This window comes from Streptomyces panacea (genome assembly GCF_040560175.1).
GTDB lineage: Bacteria > Actinomycetota > Actinomycetes > Streptomycetales > Streptomycetaceae > Streptomyces > Streptomyces panacea.
Genome location: NZ_JARJHW010000325.1, coordinates 1 through 3,773 on the forward strand (window position 1 = coordinate 1; position 3,773 = coordinate 3,773).

A 3,773-nucleotide genomic window follows, 5' to 3' on the forward strand; every position below is an offset into this window, starting at 1 on the left:
AGAGACAGGCCCCCGCACCGCCTCCGCTCCCCTTCCCGTGTCCATTCACACTCCCCGGCGCGACCCGCGCCCCTTCGTCCCGGGCCGGCCCCCCGGGCTGCATGTCCGGCTGGCTCACCGGGGCTCCTCTGCGTAACGGCATGTCTGAGTGGAAGATGGAAACGTGGAACGGAAAAGCGGATAGGAACGCGTACCGCACTTCCTACCGCCGAATGGTGGGCCCCGCGCCCGAAATCCGGGTGCTTCCCCCGTGTGGGGGCCGTGATCAGGTAGAGGAGCCGGGCACTCTCACTCGAAAGAGTTCGTTCCTGTGGGGTAGGACGGCCTGCATGGTGACCACGTAGGCTCGACCTGCCGAACATCCGACGTCGATTTGCCAGGAGTGACCGTGATTCCCGGTGGTGGCCAGCCCAACATGCAGGAGATCCTCCAGCAGGCCCAGAAGATGCAGCAGGACCTCGCGGCGGCCCAGGAGGAGCTGGCCGCGACCGAGGTCGACGGTCAGTCGGGCGGCGGTCTTGTGAAGGCGACCGTCAACGGCTCCGGGGAGCTGCGCGGCCTCGTCATCGACCCCAAGGCGGTCGATCCCGAAGACACGGAGACGCTCGCCGATCTCGTGCTCGCCGCCGTCCAGGCGGCGAACGAGAACGCGCAGCAGCTCCAGCAGGAGAAGCTCGGCCCGCTGGCCCAGGGTCTCGGCGGAATGCCGGGCCTGCCCTTCTAGCGAGCGGCCGCAGCAACTACCGTACGAGCACCACGAAGACGCACCACGAAAACCGCACCACGAACACACACCTCGACAAGCACCAGGAAGGGCGATCCGTTGTACGAAGGCGTGGTCCAGGACCTCATCGACGAACTGGGCAGACTGCCCGGCGTCGGTCCCAAGAGCGCGCAGCGGATCGCCTTCCACATCCTCCAGGCCGAACCGACCGACGTCCGCCGCCTCGCGCACACCCTGCTCGAAGTGAAGGACAAGGTCCGCTTCTGCGCGGTGTGCGGCAATGTGGCGCAGGAGGAGCGGTGCGGCATCTGCCGCGACGCGCGCCGCGACCTGACCGTCATCTGTGTCGTCGAGGAGCCCAAGGACATCGTCGCTATCGAGCGCACCCGTGAGTATCGCGGGAAGTATCACGTGCTCGGCGGCGCGATCAGTCCCATCGAGGGCGTGGGCCCCGACGACCTGCGGATCCGTGAGCTGCTGGCCCGTCTCGCCGACGGCGCGGTCACCGAACTGATCCTGGCGACCGATCCCAACCTGGAGGGCGAGGCCACGGCCACGTACCTCGCCCGCATGATCAAACCGATGGGCCTGCGCGTCACGCGCCTTGCCAGCGGTCTCCCCGTGGGGGGCGACCTGGAATACGCCGACGAGGTCACGCTGGGGCGTGCCTTCGAGGGGAGACGACTTCTCGATGTCTGACGCCACGCTGCACTCCACCACGCAGGACCCGGACGACTTCGCGGTCCAGATCGCCGATCAGGTCGAGAGTTTCATCGTCGCGGTCACGGAGGTCGCGAAGGGCGACGAGCCCGACAGCGCCGTGCCGTTCCTGCTCCTAGAGGTGTCCCAACTGCTCCTGGCCGGCGGCCGGCTGGGCGCGCACGAGGACATCCTCCCCGACGAGCGGTACGAGCCCGACCTGGGCCCGGAGCCGGACGTCGGCGACCTGCGCGAGCGCTTCGCGGCGATCCTTGAGCCGATCGACGTGTACTCGGAGGTCTTCGACCCGTACGAGCCCCGCAAGGCGCCGGTCCCGTGCCGTATCTCCGACGACCTGGCCGACATCGTCGCCGACCTGCGGCACGGCATGGCGCACTACCGCGCGGGCCGGACGACCGAGGCGCTGTGGTGGTGGCAGTTCTCGTACTTCTCCAACTGGGGCTCCACGGCCTCGGCCGCGCTCCGCGCCCTCCAGTCCCTGGTGGCCCACGTCCGCCTCGACCAGCCCCTCCCGGAACTTGACGGCCTGGACACGGACCAGGACCTGGGCGAGGACGCGCTGGCGGAGGAGGCGGGCAAAGTGATGGCGGAGGAACTGGGCACGCTGGGCATGCGCCCGGTCGCGGACCCGGCGTAGGGGCCCTTGTGCCCGCTGGGGTGACGGGGACGACGGGGCGGAGTGCGGGATGGCGGACAGTGCGGGGTTCTCGGCGAGTGGATGGGGGAATCGGGAGCTCGACCTCCCCCCGCAGGACGGCACGAGGCCGACGGTGCTGGAGTTTCGGGGCGGCTGGTTCACCTCTCAGTACAACCTGCACGAGCTGAGGCGCGAGGAGGGGCAGGAGGTCGTCGGCCCGTATCTTGCGGCCGCCATGGGGCTCGGGCGCGAGCGTGTGGTGCTTCCTGCGGGCTGTGATCGTCTCCGCGTTCGCCGGTTCACCACCCACGGAAACTCCATGGCCATCGGGCCGTGGCGCCTGCGCACGGTGCCCCTGCGGGAGCTGACGCCGCTCGGCGTCGCGGTCAAGGGCAAGCACGGCGACCTTCTGCTCCATACCGGCAGGAGGATAGAGCTGAGATTCGAGTGGGACGGCGACTTCGGTGGAGCGCTCTTCTTCCAGAGCCTCACCGAGAAGAAGGAGCGGCAGCTCACGCGGGGCGAAGCTCTGCGGGGGACCGTGAAGGTGCCGACCGAAGGGCTGTTGCGGGTCCAGGGGCACGGCCGCTGGCGACTGGACGTGGTGTCGGACCAGAGCTGAGGGTTGGTGGTACGCCGCTACGCGTAGGTCGTGACGACCGCCATCAGGAACGTTCCCTGCGCGGCCAGTTGGACCACGTACGCGGTCCCGCCCACGGCCTTGCGCCGGACGCAGAGTGCGGTCACCCAGGCGATGCCGGCGATCACGAGACTTCCCTGGTAGAGCCAGTCGGGGTTGCTGTCGCAGCCGCCGTACGTGAAACACCTGCTGGCGCGCTCGCCGACGACGGCGAGCAGCCCCGCCAGAATCGTCGCGGGCACCAGCAACAGGGCCGAGACGGTGGCCCACTTGCGGAGTCTGCGGGTGGCCTGGGCTGTGGTCGGGTCGGCGTTCATGTGTCGATCGAAGCGGGTGGGGGTGCCCGTCGCATGAGCCCGGCTACTCAGGCCCGTTGAGTGACATCACCGCAGGTCGTCCCGGAGCTTGAGCCTCGGGCTCCGAGCCCTTTTTTGATGAGTGGGTGGGAGTGGGTGGGAACCAACCCCCCTCCCAAGTCCCCCGCTGACCAGTCGAGATGACTTTCTGTGGTCAACTTGCGTCAGAGAGTATTGACGGTTTAGCGTTCATGGCATTAAGCGGCCCCGGCTGGTGCACCAACACCGAACCGGGGCCTGACCAACGGATCGAAAAGGACTCGATCGTGGATTCCACAGAGCTTAGTGCCGCCCTGCGCGCGCCCGCACACCCTCTGGCCAAGCCCGGCTACGGAAAGCGCTCCGCGCCCCACCAACTCCCCCGTACCGCCGCCGATTTCGCACATCTGCGCACGAGGGAAGCGGCGATCGCCGCGTACATCGATCGTCTGACCGAGGGCGCCGCGATCGGTTACAAGGCCCTCGCGGCCAATGTCGCCGACTACGGGCAGCAGGCGTGCGCCAAGTCGCTCAAGTTCCTTTCCGAGGCCGGTCACTTGAGGCTCGTGAAGGAACACCTCGCCGTCGCGGACAACAGCCTGCGGTGGGTGACGCGCACGTACTTCTCGCGTACGTCGAGGGACAACGAGTGGTGGAAGGCGTACGTGGACAGCCTGCGCGGCGTCGACCTCACGGAACTGGACCGCGACAGGGGCC

General features: G+C 68.3%; 5 protein-coding genes and 1 pseudogene. 5 read left to right on the forward strand and 1 reads right to left on the reverse strand.

What is annotated here, in order from left to right; translation table 11 throughout:
* Positions 1–388 precede the first annotated feature (388 nt).
* The 4 genes from P3L51_RS35445 (at position 389) to P3L51_RS35460 (ending at position 2,703) form a co-directional block, all read left to right on the forward strand.
* Positions 389–724, forward strand: coding sequence for a YbaB/EbfC family nucleoid-associated protein (locus P3L51_RS35445; protein ID WP_354609479.1), 336 nt, complete (start codon positions 389–391; stop codon positions 722–724).
* A gap of 99 nt (positions 725–823) precedes the next feature.
* Positions 824–1,423: a recombination mediator RecR gene (recR, locus tag P3L51_RS35450; protein ID WP_354609480.1), complete on the forward strand. Its 600-nt coding sequence runs from the start codon at positions 824–826 to the stop codon at positions 1,421–1,423.
* Positions 1,416–2,081 (forward strand): DUF5063 domain-containing protein, encoded by a 666-nt coding sequence (locus tag P3L51_RS35455; RefSeq protein ID WP_354609481.1) that lies wholly within the window; start codon positions 1,416–1,418, stop codon positions 2,079–2,081. Before recR ends, P3L51_RS35455 begins: the two co-directional genes overlap by 8 nt.
* Before the next feature lie 49 nt (positions 2,082–2,130).
* Positions 2,131–2,703 carry a hypothetical protein gene (locus tag P3L51_RS35460; protein WP_354609482.1) on the forward strand — a complete coding sequence of 191 codons (573 nt, stop codon included), beginning with the start codon at positions 2,131–2,133 and terminating at the stop codon, positions 2,701–2,703.
* Positions 2,704–2,720: 17 nt separating this feature from the next.
* Here P3L51_RS35460 and P3L51_RS35465 read toward each other — a convergent pair whose 3' ends face one another.
* Positions 2,721–3,038, reverse strand: a complete 318-nt coding sequence (locus P3L51_RS35465) for a hypothetical protein (RefSeq protein WP_354609483.1) — start codon at positions 3,036–3,038, stop codon at positions 2,721–2,723.
* Positions 3,039–3,343: 305 nt separating this feature from the next.
* Here P3L51_RS35465 and P3L51_RS35470 point away from each other — a divergent pair.
* Positions 3,344–3,773: pseudogene (locus tag P3L51_RS35470) on the forward strand (hypothetical protein); the annotation flags it as partial.

What these genes read in the sequence shown, in the direction of transcription:
- P3L51_RS35455 (WP_354609481.1), top strand. Translation starts at nt 1,416, where the DNA reads ATGTCTGACGCCACGCTGCACTCCACCACGCAGGACCCGGACGACTTC.
- P3L51_RS35460 (WP_354609482.1), top strand. Translation starts at nt 2,131, where the DNA reads ATGGCGGACAGTGCGGGGTTCTCGGCGAGTGGATGGGGGAATCGGGAG.
- P3L51_RS35465 (WP_354609483.1), bottom strand. Translation starts at nt 3,038, where the DNA reads ATGAACGCCGACCCGACCACAGCCCAGGCCACCCGCAGACTCCGCAAG.